Below are 1,420 nucleotides of genomic sequence, written 5' to 3'. Positions count from 1 at the left end.
CCTCGGACCCTGCTCTTCGCCACGCGGTCACCCATGCGCAACAGGAGAATATCGCAAATCCGATCAAAAAGCTCTTGTCGATCACATCAGTCGTCCAGGGGTGCTTCACCTTGGTGAGCCGGTGCTCGATTCCGTTCTCCTGGCAACGCATGTCGAACATGTGCGTCACGTAACGCGCCGTCGGTCCATCGGCGTATCGCTGCGGGAAGGTGAACTGGATGCCATTGTCGGTGAGCACGGTGTGGATCTTGTAGGGAACGGCTTCGATCAGGGCCGTGAGGAAGGCCGCTGCCGAGGTCCGGCCCGTCTTCCTGACGACCTGCACGAAGGTGAATTTGCTCGTGCGATCGATAGCGACATAGAGGTAGAGCTTGCCTTCGGCGGTCTGCACCTCGGCGATGTCGATGTGGAAGTAGCCGATCGGGTAGCTCTTGAACTTCTTCTTGGCCGACTTGTCGCCTTCGACATCGGGCAACCGTCCGATCCCGTGGCGCTGCAGGCAGCGATGCAATGAAGAGCGTGTCAGGTGCGGAATGGTCGGCTGCAAGGCATAGAGGCAATCGTCCAGGGACAGGAGCGTGTGTTTGCGGAAAGCGACGATGATCGCCTCCTCCTCGATCGACAGCACCGTCGACCTTGGTTCTTTCGGGCCAGTCGGCACATCGGTGACCGAGGTCCGGTTCTTCCACTTCGCCACCGTCTTCTGGTTGATGCCGTAGCGCTTGGCGAGCTGCCTCAGGCTCTCTTGACTATTTTGTATTGCTCGACGGACCGCCTCAGTCGTCGTGGCGCTCCCGTGAAGAACCTGGCCCATAGCGCTTCCCTTGATTCGTGCGATAATGATGCACCATCAAAGTCCGGGATCAAACAAATTAGGCCGTATAGGACTGACCGTGGATGTCGAAGTTTGTCTCGGGGCGGTACCGGGTCGGCAGGCGGCCGTCCCGGGATAGTGCGCCGATGAGGATGTCCGGGGCCGCTTGGCCGCGGTGGATCCAATCGTTTCCAACGACATATCCGTAGTCCGTCCCGCTGCGGCTGTAGAACGAGGCTGTCGCCATGCGCTTTCGCGGTTCATCGACCTGGATCCGCCAGGATTGATCAGATCCCGGTAGATTTCAGTAGGGTGAAACGCGTGCCGTCATGCCTGTTTCATGACGGCACCTTCGATAACCACCCCAGACATTGCATACTTCCAGAGTGCGATCAGCAGCTTGCGTGCCAGCGCGGTAATAGTCGATTTCTTCATGCGCCCGCCATTGTGTTCGACACGTGCTTTGAACCATTGGGCCAGCGCCGAATTCGGCTGGAGCTATGGCGGAAACTGGGTGATGACGGTTTGAGAAGGGCGGCGTATCGAGGCGGGTGATTGAAGCCTGCCAGAACCTCTCAAGGAGAGCGATACGCCATGAACGAGACT

At 58.7% G+C, this 1,420-nt stretch carries 1 protein-coding gene and 1 pseudogene; both read right to left on the bottom strand.

All coding sequences use genetic code 11. The annotated features are described in order from the left end of the window. The coding region (locus F3H98_RS30910; protein ID WP_244622030.1) for a DDE-type integrase/transposase/recombinase at positions 1–814 on the bottom strand (814 nt) is incomplete at its 3' end. Between the two features lie 327 nt (positions 815–1,141). Next, positions 1,142–1,309 (bottom strand): annotated as a pseudogene (locus tag F3H98_RS30905) (IS110 family transposase); the annotation flags it as partial. Positions 1,310–1,420 lie beyond the last annotated feature (111 nt).

The sequence above is a fragment of the Neomesorhizobium albiziae genome, assembly GCF_900114255.1.
GTDB lineage: Bacteria > Pseudomonadota > Alphaproteobacteria > Rhizobiales > Rhizobiaceae > Neomesorhizobium > Neomesorhizobium albiziae.
This window is presented reverse-complemented; position numbering and strand designations above follow the sequence as displayed.